This is a genomic window from Ruegeria sp. E8 (assembly GCF_056533985.1).
Genome location: NZ_JBQFOY010000001.1, coordinates 479205 through 502681 on the forward strand (window position 1 = coordinate 479205; position 23477 = coordinate 502681).

The window sequence follows — 23477 nt, forward strand, 5'->3', positions numbered from 1 at the left end:
AAACCGTGCCGGATGAAAGGCACGGTTTCGCGTATTTCAGGTGGTTCTGATCTATTTCTCGGGGATCAGCCCCCTTGGACTGAATCTGAGAACAATCAACAGGATCAGCCCCATCGTCAGCAGGCGCATATGCGCGGCGCTGTCGATCAGATGCGATTTTAGCGCACTTCCATCCGGCATTCCCGCTGTGATGACATTCATAAGCCACAGGCCGATTGGCTCAACCTGAACCCATAGGAACCAGATCAGGAACGCACCAAGCACAGCTCCGAAATTGTTACCGGAACCGCCAACGATCACCATCACCCAAACCAAAAAGGTGAAACGCAGCGGTTGATAGGCGCTTGGTGTCAGCTGACCGTCCAAAGTTGTCATCATTGCGCCTGCGATACCGCAAATGGCCGATCCCAGCACGAAGATCTGTAGATGACGGCGGGTAACGTCCTTGCCCATGGCCTCAGCCGCGACCTCGTTGTCCCGGATCGCACGCATCATTCGGCCCCACGGGCTTTTCAATGCCATCTGAGCCATCCAGAGCAGAACAAGAAGCACGATCATGAATAGCAGTGAATACCCGAGTTTGACCGAAAGCGTCGAAGCAGTGACCGGATCCAGCCCGAGCCATTCTGCCCGGGCAAGGAAGACCGGGTCATTCTGCAAGTCGACCTCATAACCCACAACCGGGGAAGGACGCGGGATGCCGTAGACATTCTTGACGCCCCGGGCCAACCAATCCTCGTTTTTCATGATGGCGATGATGATCTCGGCGATACCCAGCGTGGCAATCGCCAGGTAATCCGAGCGCAGACCCAAAGCGGTTTTACCAATCAACCACGCGGCACCTGCCGCCAGCAAACCACCGGCTGGCCAGGCCAGCAGAACAGGCAGGTTCAGGCCGCCAATGTTACCGGCTATCGCCGGGTCAATCGCCTCAACGGCTGCAATGCTGGGATCAAACACCGCACGATAGACGAAAAAGCCAACAAGCAGAACGGCAATGATCGTCAGGGTCTGCACACGACCTTTCGGCATCTTCGTCGCGACCAGTACCGCGGCCACCACAGTGGCAGCCCCCAGAAGCAAAGACAGAAGGATACCGTAACCGCCGGCAGACCAAGCACCGGGAGTGGGCGCAGTCGAAATCAGCACAACGGCCAGACCGCCCAGCGCGACAAAGCCCATGACACCGACGTTGAACAGACCCGCAAATCCCCATTGCAGGTTCACCCCGATCGCCATGATGGCCGAAATCAACCCCATGTTCAGGATCAGGATCGCGGCGTTCCAGCTTTGTGTGAACCCGGTCAAAAGGATCAAGCCAGCTACGACAACGAAAAGCAGTGTGTTCTTAACGGATTCGGTCATACCGCTTTCCCCTTGAACAGGCCGGTAGGCTTGAAAAGAAGCACGATCAGCAGGATGACAAAACTGACCGCGAATTTGTAATCGGTCGAAAGAAATTGCACCAATCCTGACGGTGCTAGGCTTTCAGGGGCGATATATGTGATCACCTTTTTCCACGCGTAGGTGATCGTAATCTCGGAAAACGCGATGATGAAGCCGCCCGCGATAGCGCCTAGCGGATTGCCCAAGCCGCCAACAATTGCCGAAGCAAAGATCGGCAGCAGCAACTGGAAATAGACGAAGGGTTTGAAACTCTTGTCCAGCCCGTAAAGCATACCGGCCGTGGTGGCCAGCGCGGCGACGATGATCCAGGTGATCATCACCACGCGTTCAGGGTTGATGCCCGACAGCAGTGCCAGATCCTCATTATCGGAATAGGCGCGCATCGATTTCCCCGTGCGCGTCTTGTTCAGAAACCAGAACAGCAGCGCCACGGCGACAACGGCCACAATCACGGTGATGCCTTGGGACGTCTTGATCGCCAACCCTTCGCGCAGACCGGTCATCGCCTTGAAATCCCGCGCCGAAATGATGAAGCGTGCGCCGTCCGAAAACCTCTGATCATCCGGTCCAATGATGAATCGTACGAGGCCGTTCATGATGAACATCACACCCATCGACACGATCACCAGAATAACCGGTTTGGCCTTTTGTTCGCGGTAAAACCGATACACAAGGCGGTCGGTGATCAGCACCAACAGGATGCAGCCAAGAATGGCGAAGGGCAAGGCGAGCAGGGCGGTTGGCAACGGTCCAAAGCTGACACCGACGGCCTGCAAGCCCCATGTCACCAGCACTGCTATCATCGCACCAAAGGCCATGGTGTCGCCATGGGCAAAGTTTGAAAACCGCAGGATACCGTAGATCAGAGTGACCCCCAGTGCCCCCAATGCCAGCTGGCTGCCAAAGGCGATCGCGGGCACCAACACAAAATTCGCAAGCGCAACAAGCGCGTTGAGTAAGTCCATTAATTCTTCTCACTGTCCGGGTGCGACCTTATGGCATGGCACCGGTTGCAAGCACAACATTGCCGCTGCGCCCAGCACGTGAATTGTTCGCAAAAAATAGGATTGGTTTCGGGATTCTGCACTCGCTGACGACGGTTATGATTGAACGACCCCAAAGGTGCGAAAGCAGCCTTTGGGGTTTGTTGGTTTGATTCTGTTCGTTGGGTTGATTAAATCCAGCTACTGAGAAATCGAACAGACCCCACGCTCGTGCCTTTGCTGGCCGCCGGTAGCCCGAACCGACAATTCCCCAGACTCATTTTGGACTGTGTAACCGATGCTGCCGCCGGCGGTAATCTGTAGAAACTCTTGCGCGCCGAGACCGCGTAAAACATGCGCTTCATATTCCTGCCCGTTAGACAGAATCGTACCTTTGGACTGGCCGTCTAACTGTTTCAGTGTAACCGGAACGATGGGGTCGAGCGGGTTGCATCCACTGGATTTGCAGGCCTCGGTAATCTGACACTCATAAATAATTTCGCCTTGCCCGGAGGTTTGCGATACCGCCTGAGCCGACGCAGGCAGGACGATGGCGGCAAGCGCTGCCAAATGTTTCATAATATGTCTCCTGAAGAGGGCATGTGCCCGGTATGGATTGAGAATTCCTAATGGATTTCCAGTGTTCGCGCGCCGTGATTAGGTGCAGATCATGGCAAGAATTAAACTGAGTCCGGGCGGAATTCTGGACCTACTAATTTTTCTTCCAAGGGGCCCAGGCGGGTAATCTTCTGACAAAACAGCGTAAAAATATGCATCTCGCAATCTGGAAGGACCGGTCGGATTTGGCGCCACTTTTTGGCCACTTTTTGCGTTCTGCATCTGGCTAATTGTTTCGCCGAAACACAACCCCTTCACCTGGATTCAAGAACCGGTGAGGGGCGTGGGACAGCCCGTAGAAACTCTTGGGTTTCTTCATGATTTATGACGAAGCGTGGGGGCGCAGAAACAAAAATGAGGTTCGACATGAAATCATACGCAGCTCTGATACTGAGTGCGACTTTGCCTGTGATGGCTCAATCCGCGAGTGATCCTCTGAACGGCGCAGATTTCGTCGTCAACTGCGTGTCGGACGGAAATGGCGGAGCGGTGACATTGGCGCGATCCGGGGCGACCGACAAAGGGTTCATCGTGACAGAGGATATCAAGGGCGAGGCTACGATCATTCCCGGACTAAACTCGCTGACTTTCCTGCATATTATGGGGCAGGATGTTGTGACCTTTGTGGTGGATTTTGACAACCTGCATTATGACATGTCGATCAAGGGGCCTCATGCAGCGCAGGATTCTGGGTATTGCAGCAATCCAGAAGGGTGAATGTTGCAAGGCGGTTGTATTTGCTTGAGCGCAGTTTGCAGCCGCCTTGTGGCCCCTGAAAACAGGTCAGATATCTGCCACGAGCTTTTTGATGTTGGGGAGTGCAAAGAAAATGGAGTGGCCACGTATTCGTAGGTTTTCGCGACTCTCAAAGCCTAATTACAGCAATAGTAAAAAAGATTTTGGACAGATCAACCTGTGGGAATGTACAACATGCGAGGCTACCGAAGCGAAAAGACGTGAAAAAACTGCTAAAATGCCGGAGCGAATTTGCGATTTCTAAGGATCAACAGATTTGACCGGGACGGAGTTTAATCTAACCCAGTATAGGTTGAACAATTGCCGTGCCATTGCGCGACAATGAACTCTCCTAGTATTGCAGTATGTCGAGAATGAACTGCTGTCCCGTCCGTTAACACAGTTGTGGATTGAACTACTCCGGACCCAAGCGGCTCAACGAAGGAAAATGCTTGATTGCCATCGACGGGGACAACCTGGACAAGTCCTACATTACCCTGCATGAACGCTTGACCTTGCCCGTCCAAAAAGAAAGTCAGGTCCATTTCCTTTTTTTGACAACCTTCGTCGCGCGTGCATTCAATGTCGAATTTACAAACACATGATGATACTTGAGCAGCCAAGCTTTGAGGCGTCAAAAAAAATACCGCAACAAGAACCTTGGGATCTAGATTTTTCATTCTACCCCCCCAGGAAACTCTTGCGAACCTCCGGATCAGCCAGCAGTTCCTTGCCCGTGCCGGTATAAGCATTCCGCCCCTGAACCAGCACATAGCCCTTGTCTGCGATCTCCAACGCCTGCCGCGCGTTCTGTTCCACCATCAGGATTGGAAGGCCAGTGCGCGAAACCTCGATGATCCGATCGAACAGTTCATCCATCACGATGGGCGAAACACCGGCGGTCGGTTCGTCCAGCATCAATACCTTGGGCTGTGTCATCAGCGCTCGGCCCACAGCGACCTGCTGGCGCTGACCGCCTGACAGTTCTCCGGCCGCCTGATTGCGCTTGTCGCGCAGGATGGGGAAGAGGTCATAGACCTGTTCCATCGTCTCGCTGATATCATCGCGACGGATGAAAGCGCCCATCTCGAGGTTTTCTTCGACCGTCATAGACGTAAAGATGTTCTGTGTTTGCGGCACGAAACCCATGCCTTTGATCACGCGATCCTGTGGTGAGAGGTTGGTGATCTCTTCGCCATCCAGTCGAACAGATCCCACGCGGACGTCCAGCATCCCGAACACGGCCTTCATCGCGGTGGATTTACCCGCACCGTTGGGGCCGACGATGACCGCAATCTCGCCCTTGTCGACAGCAATGGTGCAGTCGTGCAGGATGTCGGGACCTTTGCCGTAACCGCCGGTCATGGTGTCGCCGATCAGAAACGGCTCAGTCATTCTCCTGATCCTTCTTCATCTGGCCGGAAATATCTCGGGGGTTTTGGGGGCAGAGCCCCCAATCACAAAGATTAAGCGCGCAGCAGGCGCTCACTCGGATCACGGATCTCACGCCTCGGCCTCCAGCTTGTCTTTGTTCTTCAGGCCGGTGCCCAGATAGGCTTCGATCACGTGCTCATTGGCCTTGATCTCGTCCAAAGTACCCTCGGCCAGAACTTTACCCTCGGCCATACAAATGACTGGGTCGCAGATTTTACCAATGAAATCCATGTCATGCTCAATAACGACGAAGGTATAGCCGCGTTCCTTGTTCAGGCGCAGGATTGTGTCGGCGATGGTCATCAGCAGGGTGCGGTTCACGCCCGCGCCGACTTCGTCCAGAAACACGATCTTGGCATCGACCATCATGGTGCGGCCAAGCTCAAGCAGTTTCTTCTGACCGCCCGACACCTGGCCCGCCTTGTGATCGGCCAGATGTTCAATGGTCAGAAACTCCAGCACCTCATCGGCCTTGGCCTTCAGCGCGCGCTCCTCATCGGCGATGCGCTTGCGGCCGAACCAAGTGTTCCACAGCGATTCACCCGATTGCGCGCCGGGCACCATCATCAGGTTCTCACGGCAGGTCATCGAGGAAAACTCATGCGCAATCTGGAACGTGCGCAGCAGACCCTTGTGGAACAACTCATGCGGGGGCAGGCCGGTGATATCCTCTCCGTCCATGTACACTTTGCCACTGGTCGGAGGCAGAACGCCTGCGATCACGTTGAACAACGTGGTTTTACCAGCGCCGTTCGGTCCGATCAGGCCAGTGATTGACCCCTTTTGGATTTCAAGCGACGCGCCATCCACCGCGTGAAACCCGCCGAAATGCTTGTGCATGTCTTCGACGACGATCATGTCTTCCCCCAGCCACCGTTTCCGGCGTCGTTACCTATCCCCGTTTTCGAGGTGCGGCTTTTTTCATTGAAACAGCCCGGACACAAGGCCCGGGCTGTTTGTTTTTATAACAGATTACGCAGGATCAACGGAACTTTACGGTCTTGTTCTCGCCGTCGGTCACTTCGATCTCACGATAGGAACCCGCGCTTTCACCGGGGCCAATCAGCTCAACACCGGACGCGCCGACGTAGTCGATGTCTTGGCCAGCTGCCAGCAGTTCCAGACCTTTGGCCAGTTCGCCGGGATAGATTTTCTCGCCCGGAGCGTTGGCCACATCCATGATTTTGGCACCATAATCGGCAGGGTTGGTCGAGCCGGCCGCTTGCATGGCTAGCATAAACAGAGCCGCGGCGTCATAGGATTCCGGCGAATATGGCGACGAGCCGTCAAACCCTGCTGCCTCGGCCATGGCAAAGTATTTCTCGGCACCTTCACCACCCGAACCGGCGATCTGACCAAACGAGCCGTTCAGGTCGGGTCCGACGTTTGAGGGCAGCGAGTCACCGATCATGCCGCCGGGCAGACCGAAGGTATCAAACGCACCGCTGTCCAGTGCCGACTGGATGATACCCAGACCGCCTTGGTCCAGATAACCCGCAACGACCAGAATGTCGCCACCGGCTGAAGCAAGCGCGCCAACTTCGGCCGAGTAGTCTGCCTTGCCGTCTTCGTGCGCGGCAACGATGGTAACTTCGCCACCGGCCGCCTCGAACGAGGATTGGATCGCATCCGCCAGACCTTTGCCATAGTCGTTGTTGGTATAGGTCAGAGCGATTGAGCTGATGCCGCGATCATTCAGGATGTCGGCCATAACCTGACCTTCACGCGCATCCGACGGCGCGGTGCGGAAGAACAAGCCATTGTCTTCCATGGTCGACAGACCGGGCGAGGTTGCCGAAGGCGAGATCATGACCATGCCGTTCGGAATCGCGACGTTCTGCAGGATCGCACCGGTCACGCCCGAGCAATCGCCGCCGATGATACCGGCAACACCGTCCGCGATCATGCGTTCGCCGTTCGACGTGGCCAGGCCGTTGTCGATACAGCCGGTGTCAGCGCGTGAGGCGGTCACATTGGTTCCATCCAGCAGTTTGCCGGATTCGGTCACTTCGGCCATCGCCATCTCGGCGCCCGAACCCATTGCCGGTGCCAGCGATTCAATCGGACCGGTGAAACCGAACAAAACGCCTAGCGTGATGTCCTCAGCCATGGCGGTGCCGGAAAGCAAAGCGGTTGCTGCAGTTGCGGTAAGCAGCTTTTTCATATGGTTACTCCCTATTGTGAACGTGTTCGTTCTGGCCACGAACCTAGGCAAGCCGTCTGGAAAAGAAAAGTCCTAACGCAAACGTGTTTTTGCCGATAGGAATTCTAACTGTTTTGTTAGGGTTTACCTGCGATTGCCACGGAAGGGGGCTTTCATGTTCAGAACTGTTGTGATTCTGTTCCTCTCTATTTGCGCCGGAAGCGCATTCGCTCAGGTCCTGTCGACGTCTGCTGGGAATGTTGTGCTTAAGGAAATGATCAGTGGGCTGGATACGCCCTGGGCAGTGGGTATCCTGCCGGACGGCGATTTCCTCGTCACCGAACGGGACGGAGAATTGTTGTATGTAAGGGATGGAAAGGCGCACGAGGTCTCGGGCGTTCCAAAGGTTGCAGCTTCGGGGCAGGGCGGATTGCTGGACGTCACAATCCCACGTGATTTCAATCAAAGCCGAGAGGTCTTTCTGACCTATTCACAACCACAAAAAGGTGGTGCAGGTACCGCGGTCGCAGTCGCGCGCCAGTCCGGGAACGGCAAGCGCCTGACAAACCTGCGCGTGATTTTCGAGGCCTCCCCGGGCGGATCGGGCGGGCGTCACTTCGGCAGCCGCGTGGTCGAGGCACGGGACGGGACATTGTTTGTAACAATTGGTGATCGTGGCCATGCGGACAATGCCCAGGACCGGTCCAATCACATGGGCTCGGTCATCCGGATAAACCGTGATGGAACAGTGCCGTCAGACAACCCGTTTGTCGGACAATCGAACATCCGACCGGAAATCTGGTCGTATGGTCACAGAAACCCGCAAGGGGCCGGACTGGATTCGCGCGGGCGGTTGTGGGTTTCGGAACATGGCGCCCGCGGTGGAGACGAGGTCAACCAACCCCGTGCGGGCAGAAACTATGGTTGGCCGGTCATTTCTTACGGCACTCATTATTCCGGGCAAAAAATCGGGGAAGGTACAGCCAAGGAGGGAATGGAACAACCAGCGCATTATTGGGACCCATCCATCGCGCCTTCTGGCCTGCTGGTGTATTCCGGCAGACTCTGGCCGCAATGGAAGGGTGATATCTTTGTCGGGTCGCTGAAATTTGACTATATCGCCCGGCTTGCTGGCAAACCGCTGCGAGAGGTTGAACAGATAAAGGGGCCCGAAACCGAGCGTGTGCGCGATATTGTCGAGGCCCCTGACGGTTCGATCTGGTTTATCTCGGTTGGGCAGGGCGCGGTGTATCGGATGGCCCCGTAGGCTTAAACCGACAACCGCCCGCTTTGCGCACCGCGTTCGCGATACGGCGTGGTGTTGTAATGCGCACGATAGCATTTCGAGAAATGGCTGGGTGAAGCAAAGCCACAGGCGAGCGCTACGTTGATCACGCTCATATCCGTCTGCATCAGCAGGTTCCGGGCCTTGTGCAGGCGCAGTTCCATGTAATAGCGCTTGGGCGAACGGCTGAGGTATCGGCGGAAAAGACGCTCCAACTGACGGGTCGACATGCCGACATCCTTGGCCAGAATCGAAGGCGAGATCGGTTCTTCGATGTTTTTTTCCATCATCAGGATAACCTGACTCAGCTTGGGATGCCGCACACCGATCCGGGTTGGGGTCGACAGGCGCTGGGTATCCTGATCCGTGCGAATCGATGAATAGATCATCTGATCCGCTACCGCGTTGGCCAGATCCTCGCCGTAGTCCTCGGCAATCAGCTTAAGCATCAGGTCAATCGAAGACGTGCCGCCCGCAGTCGTCATACGGCTTCCATCGATCTGAAAGACGGATTTCGTCAGTTCAACCTCATCAAATTCTTCGATGAAACTGTCCGAGTTTTCCCAGTGAATCGTCGCCTTCTTGTTATCCAGCAACCCGGCCTTTGCCAGAGTATAGGCAGCCGTGCACAGGCCACCAATCCGCAATCCGCGCCGGGCTTCGCGCCGCAACCAGTTCAGAACGCGCTTACTGGTGGCGGCCTGAACGTCAACGCCGCCGCAGATCAGAACGACGTCGTCCCGCTGCAATTCTTCCAGATCGCTATCCAGCCTGAACTCGGTCCCGGCCGAGCAGGTTACTGATTCTCCGCCTTCTCCCAACAGCCTCCAAGTATAAAGCTGTTTGTTCGCCATTCGGTTGGCGATACGAAGACTGTCCAACGCCGAAGCAAACGACAGCAAAGAGAATTTGTCCAAGAGGACAAAAACAAAATTCCGAGGCGGGGCCGCGGTGTCTTCCACCGTGACAACTTGGCGTTGCTCTTGCATGGCGAGATGTCCTTACTTCGCTGCTGGATAGAAGTATATCCAACGGCAGATTTGGCGGCCAGCATGATCAAAGCTTGTTTGCGTCGTCAAGAGGCGCAAATGGGATATGGTCACTCTTCATTGCATTTTGTATAGAGACGACCTGAACATTTCAGCGGAGATCAAAGCTATGACCGAATGGCAAAAAACGAACTGGCGCAACAAGCCCCGGGTTCAGATGCCAGATTATACCGACGCGGCCGCTCTGGCCAAGGTCGAGGCCCAGCTTTCACAGTATCCCCCGCTGGTCTTTGCGGGTGAAGCGCGGCGTCTCAAGCAACATCTGGGTGCCGCTGGTCGCGGCGAAGCCTTCCTGTTGCAGGGCGGGGATTGTGCTGAAAGCTTTGAACAATTCAGCGCGGACGCGATCCGTGACACCTTTAAGGTGATGCTGCAAATGGCGATGGTTCTGACCTATGGCGCCAAGGTGCCTGTGGTGAAGGTTGGTCGCATGGCCGGCCAGTTCGCCAAACCGCGCAGTGCACCGACCGAAGTTGTGGATGGCGTCGAGCTGCCCAGCTACCGCGGTGACATCATCAACGAGCTTGCCTTTACGCCCGAAGCGCGGATTCCGAATCCTAGCAAGATGCTTCAGGCCTATACGCAGGCAGCGGCTACTTTGAACCTGTTGCGTGCCTTTTCGACCGGTGGTTTTGCCGATATGAGTCGGGTTCACGCCTGGACACTCGGCTTTGCGGATGAGCAGGACGTTCAGAAGTATTCCGAGATTGCCGACCGCATTCAGGACACGATCGACTTCATGGAAGCTGCGGGAATCACAGCGGATACCACGCATGAGTTCTCAACCGTTGAGTTCTACACCAGCCATGAAGGGCTGTTGCTTGAGTATGAAGAGGCACTGACGCGTCTGGATTCAACCTCGGGCAATTGGCTGGCAGGTTCCGGTCACATGATCTGGATCGGCGACCGCACGCGTCAGCCGGATGGTGCGCATGTTGAGTTCTGCCGTGGGGTTCAGAACCCGATTGGTCTGAAATGTGGTCCGACAACGACCGCCGAAGACCTCAAGGTTCTGATGGCCAAGCTGAACCCGAACAACGAAGAGGGTCGCCTGACCCTGATCGCGCGTTTCGGTGCGGGTAAAGCAGGTGAGCATCTGCCGCGTTTGATCAAGGCTGTGAAGGAAGAAGGTGCCAAGGTCACTTGGGTCTGCGACCCGATGCATGGTAACACGATCAAGTCGGCCACAGGCTACAAGACGCGCCCGTTCGACTCAGTCCTGCGCGAAGTGCGCGACTTCTTCGGCGTGCATCAGGCCGAAGGCACCATCCCCGGTGGTGTGCATTTCGAGATGACCGGTCTGGACGTGACCGAATGCACTGGCGGCGTGCGTGCTGTGACCGAAGAGGATCTGTCGGATCGCTACCACACGGCCTGCGACCCTCGTCTGAATGCCTCGCAATCATTGGAACTTGCGTTCCTGGTGGCAGAAGAACTGACCAACCTGCGGCGCAACGGCGGTAAACGCGCAGCAAGCTGATCGCAGGCGTAAAACAAAAAAACAGCGGGCCTTGGGTTCGCTGTTTTTTTCACCCCGAGTCAATCGTCGCGTGATACGACCAGCCGCAGATGGCTTGCGGCCCGTTTGAAACCGGCTTGTTCTTCGGCAAACCCTTCCACCGGCTGCGGCGTTACAGGGGCCTGGGCCTGAATGTCAGCTACCGGTCTGATCCGCGTGTCAGAAATTGAAAACCGGCGAGGCGTTTTGCCGATTGCGCCGTCCGCGATCATGACCCCCAGCACCCGGCTGACATCCCCCAGATCGCTTTTCAGTGGCAGAAGGATCATGCGAGCCTGCATTCTTGCCCGCCCCAGCACACCGGCCGAGATCAAACCCAGTTCCGCGACTGCGGGCACGGCAAATACCTGTTCCAACACATCCTTTGTTTGGGCGCGATCATCGGGCTGAAAGAAGGCAGTCAGGGGCATTCCCCGAACTTCCATACCTGCAAGGGCATTCAGATGGCTGCCTGCCAGACGAAACCGCGCCAGCCCCGGAGCGATGCGTTCCAGAATGAAGGTGTATTCCAAAACATTCTCAAGACCGCGCGGGTCGATTTGTGACCGCATCGGAACGCTGTTACCGCTCAGCAATGCGGTCCAATACGCCTCGGCCTGGCGGATCGGCGAAAGGCTGCGCCCACTGTCAAAGCGATCCATTGCGACGATCTTTCCAAATTTTGACCCGGAACCTGTCCCGAAAAAGGTTTTCATTTTCATCACCCTAACGTCAATTGGCCGCCTTTTTCATAAAATGCAACACAATGGGAGCATCAGCGGCCCACAAGCCATTGCTAGGGGCAGTTTGACTCGGGTTTACTCAATTTTGGAGTAATTCTTTAACGAATGGTTAACTTGCGCCAAACAATTGCGTCTTCAGCAAACTCTTGCTCTGCACCTGACAATGGCATTAGGTGCGGCGAGAAGCGCCACAGGAAAGGGCAGTGATGATCAAATCCATGACCGGGTTTGCCTCGGGGAAGGGAACATACGGCCCGCACAGCTGGACGTGGGAACTGCGCAGCGTAAATGGCAAGGGCCTGGACATGCGCCTGCGCTTGCCTGACTGGCTGACCGGCCTCGAAGTCGCGCTGCGGGCCTCTTTGTCGAAGTCTCTGAGCCGCGGAAACGTGACCCTGTCCATGCGTCTGAACCGAGAGGACGCGGCCCCTGAGCTGTCGTTGAACGAAGCCGCGATGGCTGCCGCATTGACCGCACTTGAACAAACGCAAGAACTGGCCTCTGCGCGCGGCATCACCTTGGCTCCGACGAGCGCTTCGGACTTGTTGGCCCTGAAAGGTATGTTGGATGCCGGGGCAGAGGCTGACGATCCGGCGCCGCTGGTTGCGCATCTGACATCCGCGTTCAATGATTTGTTGACAGCATTTATTGACATGCGACGGACCGAGGGCGAGGCGCTGACAACGGTTCTGAACACACAGCTGGATCAGGTCGCGGAACTGACTGCGCGTGCGGCGGACTTAGCGGAACAACGCAAGGGCAAGATGGCTGATGCGTTGCGTGAGAATCTGGCGCGTGTGCTGGAAAACGCGCAGGGCGCGGACCCTGATCGCGTTGCGCAGGAACTGGCTCTGATTGCGGTCAAGGCCGATATTACCGAAGAGATTGATCGCCTGACCGCCCATGTCGACGCCGCGCGCGATTTGCTGGCGCAGAACGGAGCCGTGGGCCGCAAGCTGGATTTCTTGATGCAGGAGTTCAACCGCGAGGCCAACACGCTGTGTTCCAAGGCGCAAAGCTCTGACCTGACATCTGTGGGGTTGGAGCTGAAGGCGGTGATCGATCAGATGCGCGAACAAGTGCAAAACGTAGAATAAGAATGGGAACGACTGACATGGCGGACCGCCGAGGCCTTTTAATCATCCTATCTTCGCCATCCGGAGCGGGCAAATCCACTCTGGCCAAACGGTTGATGGCCTGGGACACGGATCTGGAATTCTCGATTTCGGCCACAACCCGCGCTCCGCGTCCGGGGGAAGAAGACGGGCGGGAATATTTCTTTCTGTCGGAAGATGCTTTCAAACAGCAGGTCGCGGAAGGTCAGATGCTGGAACACGCTCATGTGTTTGGCAATTTCTATGGCTCACCCGCTGAACCCGTTCGCAACTCGATCAATGCGGGTAAAGATGTGCTTTTTGATGTCGACTGGCAAGGTGAAGTTCAGATCAGAAACTCGGATCTGGGCAAGCACGCGTTGTCGATCTTTATCCTGCCTCCGTCGATTCCCGAACTGCGCCGCCGTCTGGAAACACGCGGGCAGGACAGCGATGATGTGATCGGTAAACGGATGCTCAAAAGCTGGGATGAGATCAGTCACTGGGGCTATTACGACTATGTCCTGATCAACGACGATCTTGAGGCGACCGAGGAAAAGCTGAAAACCATCGTCAGCGCGGAACGGATGCGCCGTATTCAGCAGCCTGCGCTGCAACAGCACGTTCGCAAACTTCAGAATGAATTCGAGGGGCTGTCATGACCATTTACGCATTGGGTGACCACACGCCTCAGATTCACGAAGACACATGGGTCGCTCCTGATGCCAATTTGATCGGCAAGGTCGTGTTGGAACAAGGGGCGTCCGTTTGGTTTGGCTGTACGATCCGCGCGGATCACGAAGAAATTCGCGTTGGCGAAGGCAGTAACGTTCAGGAAAACTGCGTCATGCATATCGACGCGGGGTATCCTCTGACCATTGGTCCGAACTGCACCATCGGCCACAAGGTGATGCTGCATGGCTGCACCATCGGTGAAAACACCTTGATTGGCATGGGTGCTATTGTTCTGAACGGCGCAAAGATCGGTCGGAATTGTCTGATCGGGGCAGGGGCCCTGATTACCGAAGGCAAGGAGATACCCGATAACTCGCTGGTCATGGGCGCACCGGGCAAAATTGTGCGCCAGTTGGATGAGGCGGCGGCAAAGCGGATTACTATGAGCGCGCTGCATTATCAGGAGAACATGCGCAAGTTTCGTAGAACCTTAAAACCTATCCCCTAAGGCGGGCGGGTTGATAGGGTATTGAAGCATGACTGCAGACCTTCTTGAAGAATTCGTTCTTGCAATACCGATGCCGGCGCTGATGGTCGATCAGACCGAACGGATTATTGCCGCCAATACCGATGCAAAGACCCTGTTGGGCCCGAACATTGTAGGGCGTCATTTTGCAACCATTCTGCGACAGCCACAGGTTCTGGAGGCAATCGAGCAAAGCCTGTTAAGCAAAAGCTCGAAAAAGACCCGTCATCTGTCCAATGACGGTGCGCAGGACACCACGTTTGAAGTACAATGCCGTTATATGAACGGGGTAGGTGCCGTGGCCGGAGGGGCCGTTTTGGCCACCTTTCAGGACATCACGCATCTGGAGCACGCCAGCCAGATGCGACGCGATTTCGTGGCCAATGTCAGCCACGAATTGCGCACTCCGCTGACTGCGTTGATGGGGTTCATCGAAACCTTGCGTGGCCCTGCGCGTGATGATCCTGCGGCGCGGGAACGATTCCTGCAGATCATGACCGATGAAGCCAACCGGATGAACCGGCTCGTCGGCGATCTGTTGTCGTTAAACCGGGTGGAAAGTGAAGAGCGTGTTCGGCCCAAAGAACAGTTGGAGCTTACCGGGCTGTTGCAATCCACAATGAACTCTCTGCGACCACTTGCAGAAGATGCCGGTGTGGTTCTGTCGCTGGACGCAAAGGACGGGCCACTGTCGGTTACCGGTGACAGTGACCAATTACGGCAGGTTTTTACCAATCTGATTGAAAACGGGATCAAGTATGGTGCCAGCGGGGGCAGTGTCGCGGTACGCGTTGTGTCCTCGGACCGGGATACCGCGATGCGGGGGCCAGCGGTTCGGATTCAGTTTATCGACAAAGGTCCTGGCATAGATGCGATTCACTTGCCGCGCCTGACTGAGCGATTCTATCGCGCTGACAGTCATAGATCGCGGCAATTGGGCGGAACGGGTCTGGGCCTTGCGATCGTAAAGCATATCGTCAATCGGCATCGCGGAAGACTGCGTGTGGAAAGCGAGTTGGGAAAAGGGTCTGTTTTCACGATCATTTTACCCCGTTAGATAGCCAGCCCCGCACTTTCAAACGCGCCAATGCTTGTATGGCTGTGAAGTTTGCGACAGCAAAATCTCGGAAAAAACCGGGTTGTCATAAAATCGTTACACACTTGTCACAAAAGGCTTACGCACGGCCCCTAGGGGTGCGCGCAGGATCATCATGGGGGTGATCAAGCATACCTTTTTCAGGGAGACTGAAATGTCCTTTGTAAAACTGTCGGCATCTGCGCTGGCAATCGCTGCCGTCTCGGCAACCACTGCTGCGGCTCGTGACAACGTTCAGGTTGCCGGTTCGTCGACCGTTCTGCCTTATGCCTCGATCGTCGCCGAACTGTTCGGTGAAAACACAGACTTCCCAACCCCGGTTGTTGAATCGGGCGGTTCGTCGGCTGGTCTGAAGCGTTTCTGCGAAGGCGTTGGCGAAAACACCATCGACGTTGCGAACGCGTCGCGCGCGATCCGTGAAAAAGAGATCAAAGCCTGTGCCGAAAACGGCGTGACTGACATCATGGAAGTCCGCATCGGCTATGACGGCATCGTTTTTGCAAGTCAGCAGACCGGTCCTGCCTTCACCGCGTTTGAACCTTCCGACATCTTCAACGCGCTGGGTGCGAAAGTCCTGAAAGACGGCGAAGTTGTTGATAACCCTTACAACACCTGGGCCGAGTTCAACTCGGAACTGCCGGACGTTGAAATCGCAGGCTTCATCCCGGGCACCAAGCACGGCACCCGTGAAGTGTTCGAAGAAAAAGTTCTGCTGATCGGTTGTGAAGAAACCGGCGCAATGCAGGCCATGATCGATGGCGGCATGAGCGAAGACGACGCAGAAGACGCTTGTCTGGCCGTTCGTACCGATGGCAAGTCGGTCGACATCGACGGCGACTACACCGAGACCCTGGCGCGTATCGACACCAACCCCAATGGCATCGGCGTCTTTGGTCTGGCGTTCTACGAGAACAATACCGACAAGCTGAAAGTGGCCACCATGTCGGGTATCGCTCCGTCGACCGAGACCATCTCGACCGGCGAATACCCGGTTTCGCGTCCGCTGTTCTTCTACGTGAAGAAAGCCCATATCGGCGTGATCCCCGGCCTGAAAGAATACGCTCAGTTCTTCACTCATGACGAAATCGCCGGTCCGTCGGGCCCGCTGGCCAACTACGGTCTGGTTGCTGATCCTGAGCTGGCACAGACACAGGACGCCATCGCCAACGAAGTCACCATGGGTTCGGGCAGCTAAGCCTTTCGCTGGTGTAATGCATCGGGGGCGACGGATCAGTCGCCCCTTCATTGTCTCTTCTACTAACCGCAATCAAGAGCAACGGGGGTGTCATGCCGATACTTTGGCTCATTCTGATCGTATTGGCGATCGCAGCAGTCGGCTATGTACTTGGACGCGCACGCGCCCTGAAAAGCGCCGGTGGCGACAGCCGGGATCTGCACTCACTTCCATCGTTTTATGGCGCAAACGTTGCGCTGAAGACGATCGTTCCGGCCTTTGGCCTCTTGATTGTCTGGCTGCTGGCGCAGCCGCTTTTCGTTAATTCTCAAGTGTCTGGCATGATCCCGGATTCGGTGATCAAGGAAGGTTCGTCGCGCAGTCTGGTCATGGCCGAGGTGCGCCGCACCGCAACCGGCTTGGACAATGCCGTTGCGCAGGGCAATCTGACCGAGAATGAAGCCAACAACCAGCAAGCAGACGTCACCGAGGTCACCCAGCAGTTGAAAGATGCGGGGCAGGTGGTGACGTCGGACATCACTCAGCCGGTTCTGAACGCGGCGCAAAGCTATCGCGCCATGAATGCGACCGGCTATACGATCATGTCCGCCGTTCTTCTGGCGGTCGCCCTGATCGGGGCTGCCGTGGCCTGGTTGCAAACCAACGCCGATTACCGCGCCCGCAACGTTGTTGAACAGGGCGTCGGCATTCTTCTTCTGGCCGCCGCGTCGATAGCCATTTTGACAACTGTGGGCATCGTCCTGTCCCTGGTGTTCAACACCTGGGAGTTCTTCAAGCTATACCCTGCTACAGACTTCTTCTTTGGCCTGACCTGGGCACCCAGTTTTTCGGGCCGTGGAGGCCTGTCCGAACTCGGTATCATCCCGCTGCTGTGGGGTACGCTTTACATCTCTATCGTTGCGCTGCTGGTTGCGGTGCCGATCGGATTGTTTGCCGCGATTTACCTCAGCGAATATGCCTCGCCCCGCGTGCGGTCCGTTGCCAAGCCGTTGCTTGAGGTTCTGGCCGGTATTCCGACCATTGTTTACGGTCTCTTCGCGCTGCTGACCGTTGGCCCGCTTCTGCTGGACGTGTTTGGCGACAATGGCCTGGGTTGGATGAAAGCAGGGACGGCCGTGATGACGGCGGGCTTGGTGATGGGGATCATGCTGATTCCGTTTGTTTCCTCACTGTCCGACGACATCATCAACGCGGTGCCACAGGCGATGCGCGATGGGTCTTATGGCCTTGGTGCGACGCAGTCAGAAACCATCCGTCAGGTCGTTTTGCCTGCCGCCTTGCCCGGTATCGTGGGGGCGATCCTGCTGGCGGCATCGCGCGCCATCGGCGAGACCATGATCGTGGTTCTCGGGGCAGGGGCCGCAGCCCGACTGAGCCTGAACCCGTTCGAAGCCATGACAACCGTGACCGCCAAGATCGTCAGTCAGTTGACCGGCGATGCCGATTTTGCCTCGCCCGAGGCTCTGGTCGCCTTCGCGCTTGGCATGACCCTTTTCATCCTCACCTTGGGGCTCAACGTTTTTGCCCTCTACATCGTGCGTAAGTACCGGGAGCAGTACGAATGACCGACGCAAGCATGCAAAGCCCCGATTCCGGTCGCCGCTCAACCTCGCTCACGGCTACGGATGAACGCACGAAAAAGCGCGCCAATGCCGAGAAACGTTTCCGCGCCTATGGTGTTGTTGCGATTGCAACCGGCCTGTTCTTTCTGGTTGTACTGTTCGCCTCGATCCTGTCGCAGGGCATCCCGGCCTTCCAGCGCACCGTCGTCAGCGTAGACTTTACCCTGACCGAGCCGCAGCGCGACGAGGCAGAAGGAACGCTGTTCAAAACCAAGGCTTATTCCAACCTGTTCATCGCTCAATTGAACAAAGAACTGGCAGACAGCGGGATCAGCGTCGATTTTGACGAGGCGGCCATCGAGCGTCTGTTGGGTAAAATTGGCGGGACGATCCGAACCTTTTATGCCGAAAACCCTGACAAACTGGGTGAGCCTATCGAATTCGATCTGGCCGCTTCCAGCCGGGTGGACGGGTACTTCAAAGGCCGCGTGTCCCGTGACACCATGCAAGACAGCCGATTCCTTCAGAAAAGCGACCTTGATCTAGTCGACGCACTGGAAGAGGCCGGTATCATCAAACAGGCGTTCAACTGGCCGTTCATCACCGGGGCAGACTCGGGTGTGGACAACCCGGGTGGTGCGGGCATCGGTGCCTCGGTCGTAGGGTCGTTCTTCATGATGCTGGTGGTTCTGGGACTGTCGCTGCCGATTGGCGTGGCCGCCTCGATCTACCTCGAGGAGTTTGCACCGCAGAATAAGTTCACTGACCTGATCGAGGTGAATATCTCGAACCTCGCCGCCGTGCCGTCCATCGTGTTCGGTATTCTGGGTTTGGCCGTGTTCATCCAGTTCATGCATCTGCCGCAATCGGCACCGCTGGTCGGTGGTCTGGTGCTGACCTTGATGACGCTGCCGACAATCATCATCTCGACCCGGGCCTCGTTGAAGGCGGTTCCACCGTCGATCCGCGATGCGGCGCTTGGGGTAGGGGCCTCGAAAATGCAGGCGGTGTTCCACCACGTGCTGCCACTGGCCGCGCCGGGTATCCTGACCGGCACCATCATCGGCCTCGCCCAAGCCTTGGGTGAAACTGCGCCGCTGCTGCTGATCGGTATGGTTGGTTTCGTCGCACGGGGATACCCCGATGGGTTCATCGCTGGCTTTACAGAGCCGAACTCGGCCATGCCGGCGCAAATCTACACCTGGGCTGCACGCGCTGACGTAGGCTTTTACGAGAAAGCGTGGGGCGGCATCATCATCCTTTTGATGTTCCTGCTGACCATGAATATCATCGCAATCATCCTGCGCCGCCGCTTTGAACGCCGCTGGTAATTGGGGGCAACAATGAACGACATGACACGAGTGGAGAGAGCCGTGGACTCCAAAGACATCAAGATCAACGCCAAGAAGGTTCAGGTTTTCTACGGTGACACCCATGCCATCAAAGACGTGAACGTCGAGATCGAAGATAAAACCGTCACGGCTTTCATCGGCCCGTCGGGCTGCGGCAAGTCGACCTTTCTGCGCTGCCTGAACCGGATGAACGACACCATCGATATCTGCCGCGTAGAAGGCGATATCCTGTTGGACGGTGAAGACATCTATGACAAGCGTGTCGACCCCGTACAGTTGCGTGCCAAGGTGGGCATGGTGTTCCAGAAGCCGAACCCGTTCCCCAAGTCGATCTATGATAACGTAGCCTACGGCCCGCGCATCCACGGCCTGGCCAAGAACAAGGCGGATCTGGATGAAATCGTTGAAAAATCCCTGCGCCGAGGTGCGATTTGGGATGAGGTCAAGGATCGCCTGGATGCACCCGGAACCGGCCTGTCCGGCGGTCAGCAGCAGCGACTGTGTATCGCCCGCGCCATCGCAACCGCGCCCGAGGTTCTGCTGATGGACGAGCCATGCTCGGCACTGGACCCAATTGCAACCGCGCAAGTCGAAGAACTGATCGACGAACTGCGCTCGCGCTATTCCGTGGTGATCGTGACCCACTCGATGCAGCAGGCCGCACGGGTCAGCCAAAAGACCGCCTTCTTCCACTTGGGCAATCTGGTCGAATTTGGTGAGACGGGGCAGATCTTTACCAATCCGGTCGATCCGCGCACGGAAAGCTACATTACTGGCCGTATCGGCTGAGCACAGGTATCTGACAATGAGCGAACAACATATTGCATCCGCATTCGACCGCGATCTCGAAGCGATCCAGGCCCATATCATGAAAATGGGCGGTTTGGTCGAGGCTGCCATCATAAGCGCCGCGCGCTCGCTGGAAACCCGCGACGAAGAACTGGCGCAAGAGGTGCGCAGGGGCGACAAGGCGATCGACGCGCTTGAAGATCTTATCGATGAAGAAACCGCGCGCCTGATCGCGCTCCGGGCGCCTACGGCCAGCGATCTGCGTCTGGTTCTGTCGGTTCTGAAAGTGTCCGGCAATCTGGAACGGATCGGAGACTACGCCAAGAACATCGCCAAGCGGACCACGGTCCTGGTCAATGCAGGCGAGATCAACGGCAGTGCCGCAGCCCTTCGCCGCATGGCGCGCGAAGTCGAACGGATGCTGCGTGACGCGTTGGACGCCTATATTCAGCGTGATGCCGAACTGGCGACTGACGTCATTAATCGCGATGAAGAAGTTGACCAGATGTATAACGGTCTGTTCCGCGAGTTCCTGACCTTCATGGCCGAGGATCCGCGCAACATCTCCTCGTGTATGCATCTGCATTTCATCGCAAAGAACATTGAGCGCATGGGCGACCATGTGACCTCGATCGCCGAACAGGTCGTCTATCTTGTTACAGGCGAACGCCCAACCGAGGCTCGGCCCAAGGCCGACACTACGTCGCAAACCGTGTAGGAGACGACTGAGATGTCCGCAGATCAACCTACGGTGCTGGTGGTCGAGGATGAATTGGCCCAGCGTGAAGTTCTGGCTTACAACCTCGAAGCCGAAGGATTTCGGGTCTCCAAAGCTGCCAGCGGTGACGAGGCCATGTTGCTGGTAGACGAGGATTGCCCGGATATCATCGTTCTGGACTGGATGATGCCCAATCTCAGCGGCATCGAAGTTTGCCGCCGCCTGAAAAGCCGCCCGGACACACGTTCGATCCCGATCATCATGCTGTCGGCCAGAACCGAAGAAGTCGACAAGGTTCGGGGGCTTGAGACGGGCGCGGACGACTACGTGGTCAAGCCGTATTCAGTGGTCGAGTTGATGGCACGTGTCCGTACGCAATTGCGCCGAGTACGTCCGGCGACTGTCGGTTTGAGACTTGAGTTCGATGACATCATTCTGGATTCCGAAACTCACAAGGTCAGCCGCGCAAGCAAGCCATTGAAACTCGGACCAACCGAATTTCGGCTTCTCAGCACGTTCATGGAAAAGCCGGGCAGGGTTTGGAGCCGCGAACAACTGCTCGACCGGGTATGGGGTCGCGACATTTACGTTGATACCCGAACCGTCGATGTACATATTGGACGTTTGCGCAAAGCGCTGACCCAGCATGGTGGGAATGATCCAGTGCGCACAGTTCGTGGCGCAGGTTATGCTTTAGGTTAACCAAAGTCAGATCAGGGCACGATAAATGCTGTGATCTGATGGGTTTCCGAAATTGAACTCTATGTCGGTAGGTTGGCGCCTTGCCTGTAGATGGCAATCGTATAATTGGTATTATGGTAAATATTAGGACCTTGTGAATTAAACAACAAGAGAACACTCTTATCCCGAGTTTACCACTCAATCTGGAAGTTTGCATGGATCTGAAGAACAAAACAGTCGTCGTGACTGGTGCAGCCCAAGGTATCGGCCGTGGTCTGGTCGAAAGATTTGCCGATGAAGGTGCGCGAGTTGTTTGCGCGGACATTGACGAAGCAGGTGCTAAGTCAGTTGCCACGTTCATTGGTGGTGTTGCGTATCCCTGCGATGTTTCCAACGAAGATCAAATCGAGGCATTGATAGATTTCACGGAAAACTCAGTTGGACCGATCGATCTGTTCTGCGCGAATGCCGGGGTCCTGACGCTTGGCGGGTATGATACGCCGGATGAGCATTGGGACCGGATCTGGAAAATCAATGTGATGTCTCATGTCTGGACCGCCCGCCATCTTGTTCCTCGCATGATAAGCCGTGGTGGCGGATTTATTCTGACGACGGCGTCTGCCGCTGGATTGCTGAACCAGCCAGGCGCTGCTCCGTACAGTGTTTCGAAACACGCGGCGGTTGGATTTGCTGAATGGTTGTCGCTGACATACGGCGACAAAGGTTTGCGAGTTTCCGTTCTGTGCCCTCAGGCAGTGCGTTCAAAAATGACCGAAGGACACGAGGTCTCAGTCGCGTCCATTGACGGAATGCTGGAGCCCCGTGACGTGGCTGAAGCCTGCGTGCAGGCCATCCAAGCCGAGCGGTTTCTTGTTCTCCCACATCCGCAGGTTTTGGACTATCTACAACTGAAAGCTGCGGATTATGATCGGTGGTTGGGTGGAATGCGTAAGTTAAATCAAAAATTTAACACTGAAACTTAACGTTTTTACCGGGCGCGGCGCATCAAACCTTCCTGAGCGACAGAGGCAACCAAGGTGCCATCCTCAGAATAGATAGACCCACGATTGAAACTACGCCCCTGCCCCGTCCAGGGTGAATCCATCACGTACAAGTGCCAGTTCTGGAATTTTACAGGTGCGTGAAACCACAGCGCATGGTCCAGACTGGCGCCGTTGAACTCTCCTGTGAACCAGCTCAGCCCATGTGGCCGCAAACCGGACGACATGAGGTTCATGTCTGAGGCATAAGCCAGCAACAGGTGCTGAGTTTTGGCGTCTGCAGAAGATGCCGCAGCCATACGAAACCAGGTCTGGTTGCGATCGTCGGATACCTCGGGCTTGAACGGGTCAAGATGATCCACGTCGCGCACCTCAATCGGGCGTTCACGCAGCAATTCACTGTGGAGTTTTTCAGGTACGCGATCGACATATGTCTTTCGCAGTTCGGACCGGGATGGATATGTTTCCGGTGGTTTCACTGATGGCATCGGGTGCTGGTGATCCCAACCGTCATCCTGAACGTGAAAAGACGCAGACATGTTCAGGATCTGTTTGCCATGCTGAATAGCGACGACGCGGCGGGTTGTGAAAGAACCTCCATCTCGCGCTCTATCAACCTGATAAATAACGGGTTTCTCTGGATCTCCGGGGCGAATGAAATAGGCGTGCAGGGAATGGCACAAACGGTCTTCTACAGTCCTGTAGGCCGCCGCCAACGCCTGTGCAATGACTTGCCCGCCAAAAATCCGGGTTGGAGTTTCACCTCCGGACCCCGTGCCGCGAAACAGATCGACCTCAAGCCGTTCGATATCCAGAAGATCCAGTAAGATGCGTTCCGCTTCGGTCATTGTCTGCTCACAGGATGGTTGTTCCAGACTCGGGTATCAGCCTGA

The 23477-nt window shown here is 56.2% G+C and carries 24 protein-coding genes; 14 read left to right on the forward strand and 10 right to left on the reverse strand.

Annotated elements, in window-relative coordinates:
- Positions 1-51: 51 nt before the first annotated feature.
- The 3 genes from ACR0LF_RS02405 to ACR0LF_RS02415 form a co-directional block, all read right to left on the reverse strand.
- Positions 52-1365, reverse strand: a complete 1314-nt coding sequence (locus tag ACR0LF_RS02405) for a branched-chain amino acid ABC transporter permease (protein ID WP_480574423.1) — start codon at positions 1363-1365, stop codon at positions 52-54.
- Positions 1362-2372, reverse strand: a complete 1011-nt coding sequence (locus ACR0LF_RS02410; protein WP_480574426.1) for a branched-chain amino acid ABC transporter permease — start codon at positions 2370-2372, stop codon at positions 1362-1364. The genes ACR0LF_RS02405 and ACR0LF_RS02410 overlap by 4 nt, the downstream gene beginning before the upstream one ends.
- Positions 2373-2591: 219 nt before the next feature.
- On the reverse strand, positions 2592-2969 hold the full coding sequence (locus tag ACR0LF_RS02415; RefSeq protein WP_480574429.1) for a hypothetical protein: 378 nt from the start codon (positions 2967-2969) through the stop codon (positions 2592-2594).
- 405 nt (positions 2970-3374) lie between these two features.
- Here ACR0LF_RS02415 and ACR0LF_RS02420 point away from each other — a divergent pair, with 405 nt between their 5' ends.
- Positions 3375-3725 (forward strand): hypothetical protein, encoded by a 351-nt coding sequence (locus ACR0LF_RS02420; RefSeq protein WP_480574432.1) that lies wholly within the window; start codon positions 3375-3377, stop codon positions 3723-3725.
- 311 nt (positions 3726-4036) lie between these two features.
- On the opposite strand, the gene ACR0LF_RS02425 is transcribed toward ACR0LF_RS02420, so the two are convergent.
- The 4 genes from ACR0LF_RS02425 to ACR0LF_RS02440 form a co-directional block, all read right to left on the reverse strand.
- Positions 4037-4423: a hypothetical protein gene (locus ACR0LF_RS02425; protein ID WP_480574435.1), complete on the reverse strand. Its 387-nt coding sequence runs from the start codon at positions 4421-4423 to the stop codon at positions 4037-4039.
- 1 nt (position 4424) lies between these two features.
- The gene (locus ACR0LF_RS02430) at positions 4425-5138 is read right to left on the reverse strand and encodes an ABC transporter ATP-binding protein (RefSeq protein ID WP_480574438.1); all 714 of its coding nucleotides are present in this window, start codon (positions 5136-5138) and stop codon (positions 4425-4427) included.
- A 108-nt stretch (positions 5139-5246) separates the two neighbouring features.
- Positions 5247-6035, reverse strand: a complete 789-nt coding sequence (locus ACR0LF_RS02435) for an ABC transporter ATP-binding protein (RefSeq protein ID WP_480574441.1) — start codon at positions 6033-6035, stop codon at positions 5247-5249.
- Between the two features lie 124 nt (positions 6036-6159).
- A complete protein-coding gene (locus ACR0LF_RS02440; RefSeq protein WP_480574444.1) occupies positions 6160-7341 on the reverse strand; it encodes an ABC transporter substrate-binding protein in 1182 nt (393 codons plus the stop codon).
- Between the two features lie 154 nt (positions 7342-7495).
- On the opposite strand from ACR0LF_RS02440, the gene ACR0LF_RS02445 reads away from it, so the two are divergent.
- The gene (locus ACR0LF_RS02445) at positions 7496-8587 is read left to right on the forward strand and encodes a PQQ-dependent sugar dehydrogenase (RefSeq protein WP_480574447.1); all 1092 of its coding nucleotides are present in this window, start codon (positions 7496-7498) and stop codon (positions 8585-8587) included.
- A gap of 2 nt (positions 8588-8589) precedes the next feature.
- On the opposite strand, the gene ACR0LF_RS02450 is transcribed toward ACR0LF_RS02445, so the two are convergent.
- Entirely contained in the window at positions 8590-9594 is a 1005-nt protein-coding gene (locus ACR0LF_RS02450) for a GlxA family transcriptional regulator (protein WP_480574450.1), read from the reverse strand.
- Between the two features lie 169 nt (positions 9595-9763).
- Between ACR0LF_RS02450 and ACR0LF_RS02455 the strand changes: the two genes are divergently transcribed.
- Positions 9764-11134: a class II 3-deoxy-7-phosphoheptulonate synthase gene (locus ACR0LF_RS02455; RefSeq protein WP_480574453.1), complete on the forward strand. Its 1371-nt coding sequence runs from the start codon at positions 9764-9766 to the stop codon at positions 11132-11134.
- 59 nt (positions 11135-11193) lie between these two features.
- On the opposite strand, the gene ACR0LF_RS02460 is transcribed toward ACR0LF_RS02455, so the two are convergent.
- On the reverse strand, positions 11194-11868 hold the full coding sequence (locus ACR0LF_RS02460; protein WP_480856003.1) for a PAS domain-containing protein: 675 nt from the start codon (positions 11866-11868) through the stop codon (positions 11194-11196).
- 233 nt (positions 11869-12101) lie between these two features.
- Here ACR0LF_RS02460 and ACR0LF_RS02465 point away from each other — a divergent pair, with 233 nt between their 5' ends.
- The 11 genes from ACR0LF_RS02465 to ACR0LF_RS02515 all read left to right on the forward strand — a co-directional run bounded on the left by ACR0LF_RS02465 (position 12102) and on the right by ACR0LF_RS02515 (position 22566).
- Positions 12102-12992 (forward strand): YicC/YloC family endoribonuclease, encoded by an 891-nt coding sequence (locus ACR0LF_RS02465; RefSeq protein WP_480574459.1) that lies wholly within the window; start codon positions 12102-12104, stop codon positions 12990-12992.
- Positions 12993-13009: 17 nt separating this feature from the next.
- Complete coding sequence (gene gmk, locus ACR0LF_RS02470; RefSeq protein WP_480574462.1) at positions 13010-13651, forward strand: guanylate kinase; 642 nt, start codon at positions 13010-13012, stop codon at positions 13649-13651.
- Positions 13648-14172, forward strand: a complete 525-nt coding sequence (locus tag ACR0LF_RS02475; protein ID WP_480574465.1) for a gamma carbonic anhydrase family protein — start codon at positions 13648-13650, stop codon at positions 14170-14172. Before gmk ends, ACR0LF_RS02475 begins: the two co-directional genes overlap by 4 nt.
- Before the next feature lie 28 nt (positions 14173-14200).
- Entirely contained in the window at positions 14201-15247 is a 1047-nt protein-coding gene (locus tag ACR0LF_RS02480; protein ID WP_480574468.1) for a sensor histidine kinase, read from the forward strand.
- Between the two features lie 193 nt (positions 15248-15440).
- Positions 15441-16481 carry a substrate-binding domain-containing protein gene (locus ACR0LF_RS02485; RefSeq protein WP_480574471.1) on the forward strand — a complete coding sequence of 347 codons (1041 nt, stop codon included), beginning with the start codon at positions 15441-15443 and terminating at the stop codon, positions 16479-16481.
- 92 nt (positions 16482-16573) lie between these two features.
- Complete coding sequence (gene pstC / locus ACR0LF_RS02490; RefSeq protein ID WP_480574475.1) at positions 16574-18046, forward strand: phosphate ABC transporter permease subunit PstC; 1473 nt, start codon at positions 16574-16576, stop codon at positions 18044-18046.
- Positions 18043-19374: a phosphate ABC transporter permease PstA gene (gene pstA, locus ACR0LF_RS02495; RefSeq protein WP_480574478.1), complete on the forward strand. Its 1332-nt coding sequence runs from the start codon at positions 18043-18045 to the stop codon at positions 19372-19374. The genes pstC and pstA overlap by 4 nt, the downstream gene beginning before the upstream one ends.
- Positions 19375-19386: 12 nt before the next feature.
- Positions 19387-20184, forward strand: a complete 798-nt coding sequence (gene pstB, locus ACR0LF_RS02500) for a phosphate ABC transporter ATP-binding protein PstB (protein WP_480574481.1) — start codon at positions 19387-19389, stop codon at positions 20182-20184.
- 16 nt (positions 20185-20200) lie between these two features.
- Positions 20201-20902 (forward strand): phosphate signaling complex protein PhoU, encoded by a 702-nt coding sequence (gene phoU, locus ACR0LF_RS02505; RefSeq protein ID WP_480574484.1) that lies wholly within the window; start codon positions 20201-20203, stop codon positions 20900-20902.
- Between the two features lie 12 nt (positions 20903-20914).
- Positions 20915-21604 carry a phosphate regulon transcriptional regulator PhoB gene (gene phoB, locus ACR0LF_RS02510; protein ID WP_480574487.1) on the forward strand — a complete coding sequence of 230 codons (690 nt, stop codon included), beginning with the start codon at positions 20915-20917 and terminating at the stop codon, positions 21602-21604.
- A gap of 194 nt (positions 21605-21798) precedes the next feature.
- Entirely contained in the window at positions 21799-22566 is a 768-nt protein-coding gene (locus ACR0LF_RS02515; RefSeq protein WP_480574490.1) for an SDR family oxidoreductase, read from the forward strand.
- Positions 22567-22571: 5 nt separating this feature from the next.
- On the opposite strand, the gene ACR0LF_RS02520 is transcribed toward ACR0LF_RS02515, so the two are convergent.
- The gene (locus ACR0LF_RS02520; protein WP_480574493.1) at positions 22572-23432 is read right to left on the reverse strand and encodes an acyl-CoA thioesterase; all 861 of its coding nucleotides are present in this window, start codon (positions 23430-23432) and stop codon (positions 22572-22574) included.
- Positions 23433-23477 lie beyond the last annotated feature (45 nt).